13 protein-coding genes and 1 pseudogene are annotated in these 17574 nt (G+C 50.8%); 12 read left to right on the top strand and 2 right to left on the bottom strand.

The features are described 5' to 3' along the window. Positions 1 to 23: 23 nt before the first annotated feature. From NSMM_RS14815 to NSMM_RS14765, 12 genes are all read left to right on the top strand, one after another. A complete protein-coding gene (locus tag NSMM_RS14815) occupies positions 24 to 854 on the top strand; it encodes a phosphate ABC transporter substrate-binding protein (RefSeq protein ID WP_090288711.1) in 831 nt (276 codons plus the stop codon). A gap of 95 nt (positions 855 to 949) precedes the next feature. Beyond that, positions 950 to 3733: a type I restriction endonuclease subunit R gene (locus NSMM_RS14810; RefSeq protein WP_090288682.1), complete on the top strand. Its 2784-nt coding sequence runs from the start codon at positions 950 to 952 to the stop codon at positions 3731 to 3733. Between the two features lie 20 nt (positions 3734 to 3753). Beyond that, positions 3754 to 5397, top strand: a complete 1644-nt coding sequence (locus NSMM_RS14805) for a restriction endonuclease subunit S (RefSeq protein WP_218121151.1) — start codon at positions 3754 to 3756, stop codon at positions 5395 to 5397. Positions 5398 to 5566: 169 nt separating this feature from the next. Continuing rightward, positions 5567 to 5857, top strand: coding sequence for a GIY-YIG nuclease family protein (locus NSMM_RS14800; protein ID WP_090288679.1), 291 nt, complete (start codon positions 5567 to 5569; stop codon positions 5855 to 5857). Between the two features lie 70 nt (positions 5858 to 5927). Further along, positions 5928 to 7406, top strand: a complete 1479-nt coding sequence (locus NSMM_RS14795; RefSeq protein WP_090288677.1) for a class I SAM-dependent DNA methyltransferase — start codon at positions 5928 to 5930, stop codon at positions 7404 to 7406. A gap of 88 nt (positions 7407 to 7494) precedes the next feature. Beyond that, positions 7495 to 8373 (top strand): phosphate ABC transporter permease subunit PstC, encoded by an 879-nt coding sequence (gene pstC / locus NSMM_RS14790; protein WP_090288675.1) that lies wholly within the window; start codon positions 7495 to 7497, stop codon positions 8371 to 8373. Continuing rightward, the gene (gene pstA / locus NSMM_RS14785) at positions 8366 to 9235 is read left to right on the top strand and encodes a phosphate ABC transporter permease PstA (RefSeq protein WP_176753999.1); all 870 of its coding nucleotides are present in this window, start codon (positions 8366 to 8368) and stop codon (positions 9233 to 9235) included. The genes pstC and pstA overlap by 8 nt, the downstream gene beginning before the upstream one ends. Next, on the top strand, positions 9232 to 10098 hold the full coding sequence (locus NSMM_RS14780) for a phosphate ABC transporter ATP-binding protein (RefSeq protein ID WP_090288673.1): 867 nt from the start codon (positions 9232 to 9234) through the stop codon (positions 10096 to 10098). The genes pstA and NSMM_RS14780 overlap by 4 nt, the downstream gene beginning before the upstream one ends. Positions 10099 to 10463: 365 nt before the next feature. After that, on the top strand, positions 10464 to 12107 hold the full coding sequence (locus tag NSMM_RS14775; protein ID WP_090288671.1) for an acetolactate synthase large subunit: 1644 nt from the start codon (positions 10464 to 10466) through the stop codon (positions 12105 to 12107). Positions 12108 to 12166: 59 nt separating this feature from the next. Next, positions 12167 to 13612, top strand: coding sequence for an aldehyde dehydrogenase family protein (locus NSMM_RS14770; RefSeq protein ID WP_090288670.1), 1446 nt, complete (start codon positions 12167 to 12169; stop codon positions 13610 to 13612). Between the two features lie 248 nt (positions 13613 to 13860). Continuing rightward, the gene (locus tag NSMM_RS15835) at positions 13861 to 14028 is read left to right on the top strand and encodes a hypothetical protein (RefSeq protein WP_176753998.1); all 168 of its coding nucleotides are present in this window, start codon (positions 13861 to 13863) and stop codon (positions 14026 to 14028) included. A 133-nt stretch (positions 14029 to 14161) separates the two neighbouring features. Further along, positions 14162 to 15901 (top strand): dihydroxyacetone kinase family protein, encoded by a 1740-nt coding sequence (locus tag NSMM_RS14765; RefSeq protein ID WP_090288668.1) that lies wholly within the window; start codon positions 14162 to 14164, stop codon positions 15899 to 15901. Positions 15902 to 16144: 243 nt separating this feature from the next. On the opposite strand, the pseudogene NSMM_RS16675 reads toward NSMM_RS14765, so the two are convergent. Continuing rightward, a pseudogene (locus NSMM_RS16675) lies at positions 16145 to 17170 on the bottom strand (IS1380 family transposase). An 18-nt stretch (positions 17171 to 17188) separates the two neighbouring features. Further along, positions 17189 to 17491: a transposase gene (locus NSMM_RS14750; RefSeq protein ID WP_090288665.1), complete on the bottom strand. Its 303-nt coding sequence runs from the start codon at positions 17489 to 17491 to the stop codon at positions 17189 to 17191. Positions 17492 to 17574: the final 83 nt, after the last annotated feature.

Here is a 17574-nt window from a genome sequence, read left to right as displayed (position 1 = left end):
GCTCTCATTGGATGATAATGAACATGTCAGGCAGCAAAACAATCTTATTGATTTTCATTGCGTTCTTTGCCCTTGGATTGAGCGGATTGACTTGCGTAAACGCCGCATCCGATAGATTGGTGCTGACAGGTTCAAGTACCGTAGCGCCATTAGTGGGCGAAATGGCTCGGCGGTTTGAGACTGTGAATCCTGGCGTGCGGATTGACGTTCAAACCGGGGGGACTTCCCGTGGCATCAACGATACGCGCAATGGCACGGCTGACATCGGAATGGTATCGCGCGCGCTCAAGCCGGATGAAACTGATTTGCATGCTTTTGCAATTGCACTGGATGGCATCAGTATTATTTTGCACGCCAATAATCGGGTTACTACGCTCAGCAAGCAGCAGATCATTGATATTTATACCGGCAAAATAACCAACTGGAGATCGGTAGATGGAGCAGACGCTCGCATTACAGTGGTTAATAAAGCCGAGGGACGATCAACGCTGGAATTGTTTTTGCATTATCTTGAACTGAAAAACAGTCAGATCAAGCCGCATGCCATCATCGGTGATAATCCACAAGGTATCAAGACCGTTGCAGGCAACCCAAATGCCATTGGCTATGTCTCGATAGGCGCGGCTGAATATGAAATCAAGCGGGGTGTACCGATCAAGTTGCTGCCGCTGGATGGAGTGGATGCCACGATTGACAATGTGCGAAATGGAACTTTCCCATTGTCCCGTCCGCTCAATTTGATTACCTCTCGCAAACCGGGGCGATTAGCCCGGCGTTTCATTGAATTTTCCCGGTCGCGACAAACCCATGATCTGGTCGAAGCGCAATATTTTGTTCCCGTCAGAACTGACTGATTCACCGTTGTATGTTGCATCAACATTTTTTATTCGCGCTCGGTCTTGCTTGGAATCCTGGATTTTTAGATGTACCCATATGAAATATCTTCGCGATGATTGACAACCAGAATCCCGAACAAAAAGCCCGCGACACCATAGATGCCCTGCTGCGCCAGGCGGGCTGGGTTGTGCAGTCGGCCAGGAAGATTGACCTGAATGCCGGGCTGGGTCAGGCGGTACGCGAATACCAGACCGATGTCGGCCCGGCGGACTACGTGCTGTTCGTGAATAAAAAAGCAGTGGGGGTGATCGAGGCCAAGCGTGAAGAAGAAGGCCAGCGGCTTACCGCCCATGAAACCCAAACCGAAGGCTACGCAGCGGCCAGGCTGAAGTGGGTCAACAATAAAGAACCTTTGCCCTTCCTGTACGAGAGCACCGGCATCATCACCCGCTTCACCGATGGCCGCGACCCCAGGCCGCGCTCGCGCGAAGTATTCAGCTTCCACCGCCCCGAAACAATAAAGGAATGGCTGGCTCAAGACGACAGCCTGCGCGAACGCTTACAGCGCATCCCTGTACTTAACCCGGATCATCTACCCGCCAGGGAACTGCGCTTGCGCGATTGCCAGGAAATCGCCATTACCAATTTGGAGGCCTCGTTCAAGGCCGACCGTCCACGTGCCCTGATCCAGATGGCGACTGGTGCGGGCAAAACTTACACCGCCATCACCTCCATCTACCGCCTGCTCAAATACGCGAAGGCTGCGCGCATCCTGTTTCTGGTGGATACCAAAAACCTCGGCGAACAGGCCGAACAGGAAATGATGTCCTACGTGCCACTGGACGATAACCGAAAATTCACTGAGCTGTATAACATGCAACGACTCAAATCCTCATTCGTCGCCAAAGACAGCCAGGTGTGCATCAGCACCATCCAGCGCCTGTATTCCATCCTAAAAGACACGCCGCTGGATGAAGCCACCGAAGAAATCAACCCGGCAGAGCTCAAGCAAGGCAAGGAACCGATGCCGGTGGTCTATAACGAAAAAGTTCCGCCGGAGTTTTTTGACTTCATCTTCATCGACGAATGCCACCGCTCCATCTACAACCTGTGGCAACAGGTAATCGATTATTTCGATGCCAGCCTGATTGGCCTCACCGCCACGCCGGACAACCGTACTTACGGCTTCTTCAAAAAGAACGTGGTCAGCGATTACAGCCACGAAAAAGCCGTGGCCGACGGCGTGAATGTCGGCAATGAAATCTACATCATCGAAACCACGATCACCCAGCAAGGCGCGCAAATCAATGCGCAGCAGCAAGTTGAACGGCGCGAAAAGCTTACCCGCAAAAAACGCTGGGAAATGCAGGACGAAGACGAAGCCTATTCCGCCAAGCAACTGGACCGCAACATCGTCAACCCCGATCAAATCCGTACCGTCATTCGCACCTTCCGCGACAAGTTGCCAGAGATATTCCCCGGACGCACCGAAGTGCCCAAGACCCTGATCTTCGCCAAGACCGACAGCCACGCCGACGACATCATTCAGACTGTGCGTGAAGAGTTCGGCGAGGGCAACGCCTTCTGTAAAAAGCTTACCTACAAGATCGAGGAAGACCCCAAGTCAGTGCTGGCGGATTTTCGCAACGCCTACTACCCGCGCATCGCCGTCACTGTAGACATGATCGCCACCGGCACTGACGTGAAACCGCTGGAATGCCTGCTGTTCATGCGCGACGTAAAAAGCCGCAACTACTTCGAACAGATGAAAGGCCGCGGCACGCGCACACTGGACATGGACGACCTGAAAAAAGTCACCCCCTCCGCCGTCAGCGCCAAGACCCACTATGTTATCGTCGATGCCATCGGCGTTACGCGGTCATTGAAGACCGCCAGCCAGCCGCTCATCACCAAACCCACTGTGGCGCTCAAGGATTTGGCGATGCAGGTAATGATGGGCGCGACCGATGAAGACATTGTTAGTTCGTTGGCCGGTCGTCTGGCGCGATTCAACAAGCAACTGGACGTTGATGACCAGCGCCGTATCCGCGAAGCGGCGGGCGGACTGGAACTCACCCAGCTGGTCGGCAAACTGTTTGCCGCGATAGATGCCGACAACATCGAAGCCCGCGCGCTGTCGCTGGCCGGACAACCCATCGGCAGCGACCCCGGCGACGACCAACGCCAGCAGGCGCAGCAGCAATTAGTGAGCGAATCCGCAAAAGTGCTGAATGGCGAACTGATCGAACTCATCGACACCATCCGCCGCGACAAAGAGCAAACCATAGACCATGACAACCTCGACGGCCTGGTGCGTGCCGAATGGGACAAAGACGCCGCCAATAACGCGCAAGCCTTCACCGACGAATTCGCCGATTACCTGAAATCGAATCAGGACAACATCGCCGCGCTCACCATCTTCTTCAGCCAGCCCTACCGGCGGCGTGAACTCAGCTTCGACCTGATCCGCCAGGTGTTGGACAAACTCAAAGCCGACAAACCCAAACTCGCGCCGTTGCGCGTGTGGCAAGCCTACCGTCAGCTGGACGACTACCAAGGCGCGCAGCCGATCAGCGAGCTCACCGCATTGGTCGCGCTGATCCGCCGCGTGTGCGGCATGGATGCAAAGCTTTCCACCTTCGACGACACCGTCCGCCGCAACTTCCAGAACTGGGTGATGAAACTCCACTCTGGCGGCACAGAAAAATTCAACGAAGAACAAATGGACTGGCTGCGCATGATCCGCGACCACGTCGCCAACTCCTTCCACATCGAACGCGACGATCTGGAAATGTCACCATTTGATGGGCAAGGCGGGCTGGGCAGGATGTATCAGTTGTTTGGTGCGAAAATGGAATCGTTACTGGATGAATTGAATGAAGTGTTGGTGGTGTAGAAATGGAGCAAGTCCAGAATATGAATAAATTGCCGAAAAACTGGACTACCTGTGAGCTTGATGATGTTCTTCTTAAGATTAGCAATGGTGCTAACGTTATTCAATATGAAGAGAAATTCGGGTATCCAATTTGTAGAATCGAAACTATTTGGAACGAAAATATTGACCTTGGAAGAGTCAAATACATCAAAGAAAACGACAAAGAGTTTGTTGAGAAATACGCTCTTCAGTTTGGAGATATTCTTCTCAGCCATATAAACAGCGATGCTCATCTTGGCAAAACAGGTCTATTTAAAAATCAAGTTGATATACTGATTCACGGAATAAACATTCTTCTGATCCGTCCTGTCGAACACTTCTCCTCAGATTTCCTGAATTATCAATTTAAGCATCTGAGAGCTAAGGGTGTATTTATTGACGCTGCACAAAGAGCAGTAAATCAATCTTCAATAAATCAGAAAAAATTAAAATCGTTTCAGATTGTTGTTGCACCACTCAACGAACAACACCGCATCGTCGCCAAAATCGAGGAACTGTTTTCCGAGTTGGACAAGGGCATCGAAAACCTGAAAACCGCCCGCGCGCAGCTCAAAGTGTATCGCCAGGCGCTGCTGAAACACGCCTTCGAGGGCAAGCTCACGGCGCAGTGGCGCGCAGAGCGACGTGCCAAACGATCCGTCGCCCCCGCGAAGGCGGGGGCCCAGCCTTTGAATGACATGGATTCACGCCTGCCCCCCGCCTTCGCGAGGGTGACAGGGAATGACTACCCCTTGGAAACCGCTGACGCCTTGCTCAAGCGCATCCAGCAAGAACGCGCGCAACGCCACCAGCAACAACTCGCCGAATGGGAAGCCGCCGGCAAACAAGGCAGCAAACCCAAAACCCCGAAATCCCTGCCGCCGCTCACCGCCGAAGAATTGGCCGAATTGCCCGTACTGCCGAATGGGTGGCTGTGGGTTCGATTGGGCGAGGTTTTTTCAGATAGTCCGAAGAACGGAATATATAAATCAGCGGATTACTATGGATCAGGATTTTCGATTATTCGAATCGATGATTTTTATGATGGCACTTTATGCAGAACTTCGGGCTTCAAAAAAGTTAAGCTTTCCGTAGATGAAATAAAGACCTTCACCGCACATGCCGGCGATATTCTTATCAACCGTGTAAACAGCATTGAGTATCTTGGGAAATGCTGCGAGGTAAAAGGGTTGGCAGAGCCTGTCGTGTTTGAGAGCAACATCATGAAGACGACATTTACTGCCAGTTTAGTTTCCACTTTTTTTGTGACATCATATTTGTCTAGCCATTTTGGGCGAAAAAGGTTGTGTGCGAATGCCAAGCATGCGGTTAATCAAGCTAGCATTAACCAAACTGATGTTTCATTGACACCCATACCCTTGACGCAACTTGATGAGCAAATAGTAATATCAGAACATCTTGGAGCCCATCTTTCTGAGATCGACCAACTCGAACTAACCATCACCGCTTCATTGCAACAAGCCGAAGCCCTGCGCCAGTCCATCCTGAAAAAGGCCTTCTCCGGCCAGCTGGTGCCGCAAGACCCGAACGACGAACCTGCCTCGGCATTGCTGGCGCGCATAAAGACGGAGCGGGCGACTGCCAAGAAAAACTTGGCCGTTCGCCCAAAGAGTAAGCGTGGTTAGCGACACTGTGCACACCCGCACTGTCATTCCCCGTCACCCTCGCGAAGGCGGGGGGAAGGCGGGAATCTATGTCATTTAAAGGCTGGATTCCCGCCTGCGCGGGAATGACGATCTGTCTGACCACCTTCGTGAGGGTGACAGAGAGTGACAGATTAAATAGGGTTGCGTGATGGAAAAGCAGCCTGCGGTTTATATTCTGGCGAGTCGATATAACGGCACGTTGTATATCGGTGTAACCAGTAATCTGATTCAACGAATTTGGCAGCACAAGAATGATCTGGTTGAAGGGTTTGCTGAAAAATATGGGGTGCACTCTCTCGTTTATTACGAATTACATGAGCAGATGTTGGCAGCGATTGAGCGAGAGAAGCAACTCAAAAAATGGAACAGGCAATGGAAAATAAATTTGATCGAAAAGGTGAATCCGTCATGGAAAGATTTGTGGTTGGACATTTTGTGAGCATGGATTCCGGCTTGTCCCCCGACTTCACGAGGATGACAGGGAATGACGGCTTATTTGAGGTCAGGATATGAACGCAACTGCATCTATCGTTTCCAGAGTCTGGAGTTTTTGCACTACGTTGCGTGACGACGGCGTGAGCTATGGCGACTATCTGGAGCAGCTTACTTATCTGATCTTTCTGAAAATGGCGGACGAGTACAGCCAGCCGCCGTATAACCGCAAGGTGGGCATACCCATCGAGTACAACTGGCCAAGCCTGAAGGTCAAGCGCGGTGCGGAGCTGGAGGTGCATTACGTGACGTTGCTGCGCGAGCTGGGCAACAAGCCGGGGATGCTGGGGACGATTTTCACCAAGGCACAGAACAAGATTCAAGATCCGGCCAAGCTGTATCGCCTGATCGACATGGTGAACGAGACGCAGTGGGTGACGATGGGTGCGGATGTGAAGGGCGACATCTATGAGGGCTTGCTGGAACGCAATGCAGAAGATACCAAGTCCGGCGCAGGGCAATACTTCACGCCACGTGCGCTGATTAAAGTGATGGTGGAATGTGTGCGCCCGGAGCCAAACAAGACCATCGCCGACCCGGCCTGCGGCACGGGCGGTTTCTTTCTGGCAGCCTATGATTTTCTGGTGAAGGAGCACCAGATGGACAAAACGCAGAAGGTCTTTCTCAAGCACGAGACGTTCAACGGCAACGAGATCGTGGCGGGCACGCGCCGTCTGGCGTTGATGAACATGTTTCTGCACAACATCGGCGAGATTGACGGTGACAGTATGGTGTCACCCAACGATGCACTGGTGGCCGATAGCGGCAAACGCTACGACTACGTGCTGGCGAATCCGCCCTTCGGCAAAAAAAGCTCGATGAGCTTTACGAATGATGATGGTGAGCAGGAGAAGGACGACCTGACTTACAACCGGCAGGATTTCTGGGCAACCACGTCGAACAAGCAGCTCAATTTTGTGCAGCACATCCGCACCATGCTGAAAACCACGGGACGTGCGGCAGTGGTGGTGCCGGACAATGTGCTATTTGAAGGCGGCGCGGGTGAAACAGTGCGTAAGAAACTGCTGGAAACCACCGAACTGCACACCATATTGCGCTTGCCCACCGGCATTTTTTACGCCAACGGCGTGAAGGCGAACGTGCTGTTCTTCGACAATCGTGCGGCGAGCAAAGAGTCGTGGACGAAAGAGGTGTGGTACTACGATTACCGCACCAACATTCACCACACGCTGAAAAAGAAGCCATTACGCTTTGAGGATTTGCAAGAGTTCATTGCCTGCTACAACCCGCTAAACCGCCATGAGCGCAAAGAGTTGTGGAACGAGCAGAATAATCCGGAAGGCCGTTGGCGCAAATTCAGTTACGAGCAAATCATTGCACGCGACAAAACCAGTCTGGATATTTTCTGGTTGAAAGATAAGAGCCTTGCTGATCTGGACAACTTGCCCGAGCCGGATGAACTGGCATTAGAGATCATCGATAACCTGGAAGCAGGGTTGAACAGTTTCAGAGAAATTGCGGCGGCATTGCGGTAACTGGTAGATGAAGCGCACACTTCAATATGATGATAGGGCACCTCTAAGAATCCACGTTTCATAAAATTTGTTCGTTGAGTACAAATCCATGATCTGGTCGAAATACAATATTTTTTTTCGGTTGAGGCTAACTGATTCGTTGTTGCGCGGTATTTTAAGCATGGGTGCCGTAATCTCGGCACTGGTGATGCTGCTGATCGTAATTTTTCTGATATTGGAATCCTGGTCGTTGCTGGGTCGAATATCACCAGCCCGTTTTTTTACAGATACTTCATGGCATCCACTGGAAGGCGCCTATCATCTGATGCCTATGCTGGCGGGCACGCTTTATGCCAGTACTGGCGCGTTACTGCTGGCCATCCCGCTGGGGATTGCCTCGGCGCTTTTCATTGTTTATTACGCATCACCACGTTTGGCCAAATGGTATAAGCGCCTGGTTGAATTGCTGGCAGGGATTCCATCGGTTGTTTTTGGCTTCTGGGGATTAACGACGCTGGTTCCACTGATCAATCAAATTCATCCGCCCGGCGCCAGCTTATTGGCCGCTATTCTGATTTTGGCGTTAATGATACTGCCGACAATTACATTGACTGCTTATTCTGCATTAATGGCGGTTCCTGATGAATTCCTGCGCAATGCGACTGCTCTGGGGTTGCCACGCTGGGGCATGATTCGTGGTGTGGCGTTTCCTGCAGCCCGAACGGGCATTGTCGCGGGCATTATATTGGCAACGGGTCGCGCGATTGGAGAGACGATGGCGGTGTTGATGGTTGCTGGTAATGTGGTGCAATATCCGGATGGATTGTTTGATCCTATTCGGACGCTGGCCTCGAATATTGCGCTGGAAATGGCGTATGCCATGGGTGATCATCGTGCAGTGCTGTTTGTTTCGGGCTTATTATTAATGTTGATGGTGATGATGCTTTCTGGCATGGCCGGATGGTGGGGGAGAGGTCATCGTGCTTAAAACCAATGCAAGGAGATGGCGGCACTTTTATCTTGATCGTCTGGTACAAATATTCGTTTATCTCGCTGTGTTGACGGTCTGCGCTGTCTTTTTATGGATTCTGGTTGATCTTCTGCGCGGTGGTTTTGCTCATTTGTCGTGGAATTTTCTGATTGAATCACCGCGTGATGCCGGTCGCGCAGGAGGGATTGGTTCTATCCTGGTCTCTACTATGTTGATCTTGCTGGTTGCACTGGGGGCGGCATTGCCGTTAGCGTGGACAACGGCGGCATTGCTTGCGGAATATGTGCCCGCTACCAGCAAATTCGGCATGCTTGTTCGTTATAGTTTACAGGTCCTGGCCGGTGTTCCCTCCATAGTCTTTGGATTATTTGGCAATGCTTTTTTCAGCATTTATCTGGGGTTGGGATTTTCAATTCTGTCCGGTGGACTGACGCTGGCCTGTATGTTATTGCCCATACTGGTTAGTACCGCTGAAGCCGGTTTACGTGCGGTACCCGATAGCTATCGATTGTCAGCGGCCGCCTTGGGCATGACGCGTGCCGCAACACTCATTCGTTTATTGTTACCCATCGCAGCCCCCGCGCTCGCGGCGGGATTATTGCTGGGGATCGGGCGTGCAGTTGCAGAAACAGCGGCCTTGTTATTTACCAGTGGTTATGTCGACCGGATGCCGGGCTCATTGCTGGATTCCGGGCGCGCACTGGCGTTACATATTTTTGATTTATCGATGAATGTGCCGGGCGGTGATGTTCCTGCTTACGCTTCGGCATTGGTGCTGGTGGCCATGTTGCTGTGTATTAATATATTTGCCATGCAGCTTGTACAAAGCTGGCAGCGCAGAAATACAATTTTAGAATGAATCCCAATAAACCCGTGACAGCTCAGGCCATATCCAGCAAAGAGGGTGGTTTTACGTTAGGGCCATTGCAGATGGGCCCGGCTTGCTGTGACCCGGAGCCTGTCATTGAGGTTGAAAATCTCTCACTTCGCTACGGTGATAAAACCGCGTTGGATAAGGTTACATTGGACATCTACCGTGGCTGCATCACTGCGCTGATTGGCCCTTCCGGTTGTGGCAAAACGAGTTTTTTATCAGCCATTAACCGATTGACCGATTTAATTCCAAATTGTGTGATTGGGGGGCATATTCGTGTTGATGGTCAAGATATTCACACGACTGAAAGCAATGTGCAGGCATTGCGGCAGAAAGTTGGCATGGTGTTTCAGAAACCAACGCCGTTTCCTCTTTCCATTCGACGCAATCTTTCTTTGCCATTGTGTGAATATGGCGTCACACGGCGGTCTGAAATCGACGCTATCAGTGAGCAGGTGTTGCGTGACGTCGGACTATGGGACGAGGTCTGCGATCGTCTCGATACGACCGCACTTGCTTTGTCCGGCGGTCAGCAGCAGCGTCTTTGTATTGCGCGCGCCCTGACCTTACGCCCGAAAATTCTGCTGATGGACGAACCATGCAGCGCGCTAGATCCCATGGCTTCCGGCGTAGTGGAAGATCTGATCAGCCGCTTGCAGGGTCACTACACCATTGTCATTGTGACGCATAACCTGGCTCAGGCGCGCCGTATTGCGAATTATGCGGCTTTTTTCTGGGTCAAGGAGCGAGCCGCAGGTCAATTGATTGAATTTGGCCGCTGCCAGCATATTTTTGAGTCCCCCACCGATCCATTAACTGCCGCATACATCAACGGCACAAGAGGATGATAGCTATGATAAAACGATATCCAGACATATATTTAGTCATTGTTTTATTGCCTGTAAACACTTTTGCCTGTGCAGCCACCATGAATAGTTTTATTCTGAACGGTGCGCTGATACTGGAAGAATAGAAAAATCGTGGTGCAGAATAATTCTGCATCGTTGTATTGTGTCTGTCATTTTATAAATCGCGCAAGCTGCTGCGCCACCGGTGAATTTTCCGTTCGGATGTCTGCATGAGCCCTACCCGGAATATCTGGAAAAATATGGCAAGGAAGCCTCGGCCGACAGTTTTTTCCTGCTAATCTTGTGCAGGCGAGCAGCGAAGGCCTGACTGTTATCAATTCATAGTGCATATAAGCTGAGGTTTCATGAAAGCATCCGATATTTTTGTAAAAGCGCTGGAATCCGAAGGCGTGGAATATATTTTTGGTATTCCCGGGGAAGAAAATCTTGATTTTCTAAACTCGCTGAGGAATTCTTCGATCAGGCTTATTCTCACCCGGCATGAGCAGGCAGCAGGCTTTATGGCGGCAACTTACGGTCGTTTAACAGGTAAGGCGGGCGTATCATTAGCGACTCTGGGACCGGGCGCAACCAACCTCGTAACAGCCGCAGCCTACGCACAGCTTGGGGCAATGCCTATGGTGATGATTACCGGACAGAAACCTATTAAAAGCAGCAAGCAGGGCCGCTTCCAGATTGTAGACGTAGTCGACATGATGCGTCCATTAACGAAATATACGCGTCAAATCCACGGCGCAGACAGTATTCCGGCGCATGTCAGGGAAGCCTTTCGTGTTGCCGAAGATGAGCGCCCGGGCGCGTCACATCTTGAACTTCCTGAAGATATCGCTTCCGATAACAGCGATATGCCGGTTATTCAAAAAAGTTTGTTTCGTTGCCCCGTTGCCGACAACCGGTCGATAGAAGCGGCTATCGAAATGATAGAGCATGCAGAATGTCCAGTATTGCTGATAGGCGCGGGCGCTAACAGAAAGCGGACATGCGACCGATTGCAGGCTTTCGTTGAAAAAACAGGCATTCCGTTTTTCTCCACTCAGATGGGAAAAGGTGTTGTCGACGAGCAAAGTCCGCTTTTTCTGGGTACGGCGGCATTGTCTACCGATGATTTCCTGCATCGCGCGATTGATCATGCGGACCTGATCATTAACGTCGGTCACGATGTCGTGGAAAAACCACCTTTTTTCATGAAAGAAAATTGTGCCCGGGTCATGCATGTCAACTATATCACTGCCACCATTGATCCGGTCTATTACCCGCAGCTTGGGGTCATTGGTGATATTGCCAGCAGCATCGAACGCCTGACAGCACAGATAGAGCCACAGCCGAAATGGGATTTTGCCTACCTGCTGGAAGTCAAAAAGAAGCTGGAAACGCATCTGCAGGAAAGAGCCGACGATCCGCATTTTCCAATGTACCCACAACGCCTGGTTGCCGAGATGCGAAAAGTCATGCCGGATGATGGCATCATCGCGCTCGATAACGGTGTGTATAAAATCTGGTTCGCGCGCAATTACAAGGCCTATCAACCCAATACCATTTTACTCGATAACGCGCTTGCCACCATGGGCGCTGGCCTGCCTTCCGCCATGGCGGCAAGCCTTGTTTATCCTGAGAGAAAAATTGTCGCCATCTGCGGCGACGGGGGGTTCATGATGAATTCACAGGAACTTGAAACGGCGGTGCGCCTCAATCTGAACCTTGTTATCCTGGTTCTGAGAGACAACGCCTATGGCATGATCAAATGGAAGCAGACCAATATGGGATTCGCGGATTTTGGACTGGATTATAACAACCCTGATTTTGTCAAGTACGCCCAAAGCTACGGCGCGCATGGCTACAGAATCGTAACCAGCGATGAACTGGCGCCGCGTATCAGGACCTGCTTTTCCGAACCGGGTGTGCATGTCATTGAGCTCGCCGTGGATTATACCGATAACGATAGAATTCTGAACAAGGAAATCAGAATGTTAAGCCGATCTTTTGATTGATGGCGGAAGCCGCCCAAAAAGAGATTTAACAAATCACAAGAACATCAGGACACCTTATCATGTTGCAACATTTTGATTTATTCATCCCCGGCGCCGCAAAAAGTACAGAGACGCTTACGGTGTACGCGCCTTATGACCGCAGACCGATTGCAACCGTGGCGACTGCGGATCAGGATACCGTGAACCTTGCTCTGAACAATGCCCATTCATTATTTGAAGATCGATCGCGCTGGCTTACAAAAGAAAGACGATTGGAAATTCTAAAAAAAACAGCAGAGTTAATGGCCGAAAATTTTGAATTTCTGGCATTGGAAGCCGCAAAAGAAGGCGGTAAGCCATTGCAGGATTCGCGTGTTGAAGTCACAAGGGCCATCGACGGATTGCAGATATGTATCGATGTACTGAGAACAGCTTCCGGTTCGGAAATTCCCATGCATCTGAATTCAGCCTCTGCGTTCAAGCTGGCTTTCACGCATTACGAACCCATTGGTGTGGTGGCTGCGGTCAGCGCGTTTAATCATCCCGTAAACCTGATTGTTCATCAGGTAGCACCGGCGATAGCGGCAGGCTGCCCAGTAATTGTGAAACCGGCGGAAGACACCCCATTATCCTGCTTTCATTTTGTACGCTTGTTGTATCAGGCGGGGCTGCCTGAGGAGCACTGCCAGTGCCTGATGACGCGTGATACCGATACTACCGGACATTTGGTGACTTCGCCGCTGGTTGGTTTTGTCAGTTTTATCGGCAGCGCGAAGGTCGGCTGGATGCTGCGATCAAAACTGGCGGAGGGTACTCGATGCGCGCTGGAACATGGCGGCGCGGCACCAGTGATCGTCGCGGAAGATGCCGACATAGACACCATGATTCCGAAGTTAACCAAAGGCGGTTTTTATCATGCGGGGCAGGTCTGCGTTTCGGTGCAGCGTGTTTTCGTGCATCAATCGATCGCCGGAATTTTTTCTGATGCATTTACTGAAGCTGTTAATGCGTTGCGTGTAGGCGATCCGGAACTGGACTCCACGGATGTGGGTCCGTTGATTCGTCCAGGTGAGGTCGATCGCATTGAATCCTGGGTCAACGAAGTGAGCAGCTTTGGTACGCTGATAAAAGCAGGCGGAAAAAGATTGTCGCCAACAACCTTTCAACCAACCTTGTTGTACGATCCACCCGGTCACTGCAAAGTCAGTCAGCAGGAGATATTCGGTCCGGTTGTCTGCATTTATCCCTACGATGACATTGACGAAGCGATACGCCGGGCCAATGCGTTGCCATTTGCATTTCAGGCCAGTATCTTTACAAAAAATATCGATCGGGCAATGAAGGCCTTTAACCAGTTAAAAGCATCTGCAGTAATGATTAACGAACACACTGCATTTCGAGTCGATTGGATGCCGTTTTCCGGATTAAAACAATCAGGGCTCGGTATTGGCGGAATCCCGGGCACGTTTAGAGATATGCAGATTGAGAAAATGATGGTTATGCATTCAGATGCGCTAAAAACATAATCATATGATTGCAAACATGGTTACACAAAAATAATCCGGTGAGATCAAAAAAATGATGTTTGAAAGCCATTTGCGAAACGTTCATTCTACTTTGTCAGATTAACAAGACCTTAACCGAGTACGGAATTTCCATAAAATAACACCTTGTTTTATATATATTAATAACGGAAATGTCGTAAAGATACCGAACAATCTCTCAAATCTGCTCTTCAGGGGCTTCCAGAAGTACTTGGTGCGCATTTATCTTCATGTTCATCATTTACGCATCCTCGACGCGCGATGCGACGGCAACATTTTACGGCTATCTGTGCGGACTGTTTCAGTCTGAATGGACGAATGTGTTGCGTATGGGCGAAGTGAGCGAAGTTGATCACCATGCTGCCTCGAAGGCAGCTTACAGTAGAAGAGCTGGCTGAAATTATTTATAAGCGGCATCAGAAGAGGCGCAATGCTAAACAGTCTTCTGCCCGACGGAAAGTAGCCCTGGAGTAATCTGACAAAGTAAAATTAACGAAATCTAATCTAGTTGTTTCTGAATATTGATAAATAATGACCTATCTCTTTAATCAACCAGAAGCGTTTGTAAACGAAATGATCCAGGGATTTGCGGCAGCGCACCGGAACCATATTCTTCCGGTCGATGGCGGGGTGATTCGTTGTCACAAAGCAAAACCGGGGCAGGTCGTTGTCGTCATCGGCGGCGGCTCCGGGCATTATCCGGCATTCGGCGGACTGGTGGGCCAGGGGCTGGCGCATGGTGCAGCGATGGGGAATGTGTTTGCCTCGCCATCGGCGCATCAAATCTGCAACGTGGCGCTGGCCGCAAATACGGGCGGCGGCATTGTGTTCTGCTATGGCAACTACGCTGGCGATGTGCTCAATTTCAACCAGGCGCAGGAACGTTTGCAGGCGCAGGGTATTGATGTGCGTGCAGTGGTGGTGACCGATGACATTGCTGCCGCACCGCCAGCGGAGCGACATCTACGTCGCGGCATTGCCGGAACGCTGCCGGTGTTTAAGGCTGCGGGTGCGGCGGCTGACGCCGGCGAATCGCTGGATGAAGTCTGCCGCATTGCGACTGAAGCCAATGCGCGCGTCCGCACGCTGGGCGTCGCTTTTTCAGGTTGCACGCTGCCGGGCGCCCGGCAACCGCTGTTTGACGTGTCGCACGGGAAGATGGCCGTCGGCATGGGCATACATGGTGAACCCGGCCTGCATCAGATGGATGCACTTGATGCCGATGGTCTGGCGGAGATGCTCTTCGACAAACTGATGCAGGATATTCCGCCAGTTATCGATCATCCGGAAGGTGCGCGTGTCGGTGCGATACTGAACAGTCTGGGCAGCGTGGCGCAGGAGGAATTGTATGTCGTCTATCGCAGGGTCGATCAATTGCTTCGCGGGCGTGGACTGGTTATTGTCGAACCGGTTGTTGATCGCGTCATTACCAGTTTTGACATGGCCGGCGTTTCGCTGACGCTGTTCTGGTTGAATGATGAACTCGAACACTACTGGCTTGCTCCGGCGGATACACCAGCGTTCAAGCGGAGCATTGTGTCAGGGCCTTTGGATGATCCTGCTGGGCATACTGCGCTTATACAACCAATTGCCCGACAGCATGTGACAACCGGTTCCCGTGACTCGCAAAAAGCCGCAGCAGTCATTCTGGAAGCACTCGAATCGGCAATGTATATCATCGATACACAACGGGAAGAACTCGGACGTCTTGATGCCGTTGCGGGCGATGGCGATCACGGTATCGGCATGCAGCGCGGACTGACAGCTGCTGTCGATGCCGCCAGAAAAGTCCGCGCCGCGCAGGCGGGTGCGGGAACATTACTGACGGCAGCCGGCGATGCCTGGGCTGCTTGCGCGGGCGGTACATCCGGCGCGCTGTGGGGTGTCATGCTTTGCAGTCTTGGTCATGTGCTCGGCGACACGGTGATGCCCGATACCGCAACCGTTGCAACGGGTGTGGCCACTGCCTTGAGCGAGGTAAAACAACGCGGCAAGGCGCAACCTGGTGACAAAACGCTGGTCGATGTATTGCAACCCTTTGCAGCCGCACTTGATCAGGCGGTAGCGCGCGGGATTTCAGTAGCCGTTGCTTGGAAAGATGCAGCCGATGTCGCGCATGACGCAGCACAAAAAACCCGCGATCTGCTGCCGAGAATCGGTCGTGCCCGTCCGCACGCAGAAAAAAGCATCGGTACGCCCGACCCTGGCGCTGTCTCACTGGCGCTAGTTATTGGCTCGGTGGGCGAAGTGATACGCAGGCATTGTGCGTGAAAAACGTATTCTTATAGAAGAAGCACGCATTTGTGCTTCGCTGAACAATGAAGTTAATAAAAGCTAAATACGTATTTACCAACCCGGTTTCTGGCCGGGTTTTTTTCTGATCTGGAATCAACTGCAACTGAATTCCCCTAATGATGTTTGTCGAAAAATTTAACATTCTCAAAATGCAATGCCAAGCCGAGTAATTTGACGGTATCATATTTACTATTAGCCCAGATTTTCCATTAGAACTTTCTAAGGGGAGAAGACGGGCTTAAATTTCACGGGCAAATCAAAGGACTTGGACTTGTCCCAGAGCCCTTCAAACCACTCACGATGTTGCATAGCAACGGCCATATTTATGATTTTCTTTCGCCCGTCATTTGTGATGTAAGCTGCTTTGGCAAAGAGCTTGTAGCGTAGCGTTTTTAGGGTATGCTGAACATCCGGCTTATCAGAAACGGTGTTGCTTCTCATTACCCCCTGACGAAACAGGCTCATTAAATTGTAAGCCATCATAACCGTCAACAAAGCCGCCTCGGTAGCCCAGAAGTTCTTGAGATTGAGGCTATCTCCGCCAAAGTCATATTTCAGTTCCTTGATGCGGTTTTCACAATCTGCACGACCACGATATAAACGCCAAAGTTCTGCTGCAGGCAAGTCTATATTGGTGACGATCACGCTATAACGATACTAAGAATAAACAGCATCATCTACGAATAAGGAGAGTTGTTTGCCCTTGGCGTTAGCACGTTCGTCTGTTTTTTGACGAATACCCACGACCCGACGTGGCTCGTCCCAACTCGGTGCCTGGTAATTAAAGCGAACTAACTCAATACCATCATCCAATTTCCACCAACCTGTTTCATCGACTAATGCTCTCTGCAAGGGTTGGTTTAAGCGTAATGCAATTAAATAATTCATGCCGCGCCGATCCAAATCATCCAGAAATGCCCGTTCACTAAAACCGCTGTCAGCTCGAAGCAATGCGACTCGCTTATCGCCCAACTTATCCAGACTATCATCCAAAAACGAAAGCACATTATTGGCGCTATGGCTGTTACCTGGCCGCAACCAGAGATTCGCAATCATGCGTGTGTCTGCAACAAAGGCCATCAGTGGATGATGTGAGCAACGTCCCGGTTTTCGTGGGTTGTAACCACGAGCCGCGCCTTCCTGCTGCCCGTAACGCGTCATCACCGTTGAGTCTAGATCAAGCGTCAAGTAATTAACCTGCAGATTGTCGAAAAACCAACGATATAGACGACTAAAAACTCTCATCAAAGTCGCTTGATCAAATCACCTGGAAAGTCGCATAATCGCCTTGAAATTGGCCATGCGCTTAAAACCAAACAGCTTCTTAAGCACTGGATCATGGCGTGTGATTTCTACATGTTCAAACCGATTGGCACCACACCATATGGATAGCATGAACTGCAGAATCAACTGGTGCGGCGCATAACCTCGATTACTCCCAGGCTGTGGTAAGTCACATGATTCAACTGCGCTGGAAAAACCTATGCGATCTAACAGCTGTTTCATCAAGCCCATTCCTCCCCAGGCAGTAATCTCTTTTTCAGTAAATCGAAGCTTAAATTCCATCAAAACCTCCCGGATGAAAAATATACATCTAGAAAACAACTTTAATTTACCAAAATATGCTTATTTATAACAGCTTATTCTAA

The organism is Nitrosomonas mobilis (genome assembly GCF_900103035.1).
GTDB lineage: Bacteria > Pseudomonadota > Gammaproteobacteria > Burkholderiales > Nitrosomonadaceae > Nitrosomonas > Nitrosomonas mobilis.
Note: the sequence above shows the minus strand (reverse complement) of the source record. Positions and strands in the feature narration are given on the sequence as shown.